This is a genomic window from Psychrobacter sp. TB20-MNA-CIBAN-0197 (assembly GCF_040309765.1).
Classification (GTDB): domain Bacteria; phylum Pseudomonadota; class Gammaproteobacteria; order Pseudomonadales; family Moraxellaceae; genus Psychrobacter; species Psychrobacter submarinus.
This window is the reverse complement of sequence record NZ_JBEOPC010001431.1, coordinates 1-234: the sequence shown is the minus strand read 5'-3', so window position 1 is coordinate 234 and position 234 is coordinate 1. Positions and strand designations below refer to the sequence as shown.

Here is a 234-nt window from a genome sequence, read left to right as displayed (position 1 = left end):
GGCAATACCATCGCGTATCGCTTGGCTTGCCTGTTTTGGTGTTTGGATAAATGGCATGGGAAAATCATTTTGTTTGGTCATCGGCGTTTCGACAAAGCCGGGAACGACTAAGCTCACCGAGATATCCTGCGGAACAAGACTAATCTGTAAGGTTTTCATAAGATAATGGATAGCGGCTTTTGAGCTACCATAGGCTTCGGCACGAGCAAAAGGCACGTAAGCAGAGGCTGAGCC

1 protein-coding gene is annotated in these 234 nt (G+C 47.9%); it reads right to left on the bottom strand.

Annotated features, from left to right (window positions below):
- A partial coding sequence (locus AAEY83_RS18690; RefSeq protein ID WP_351061701.1) for an SDR family NAD(P)-dependent oxidoreductase occupies positions 1–234 on the bottom strand: 234 nt, incomplete at both ends.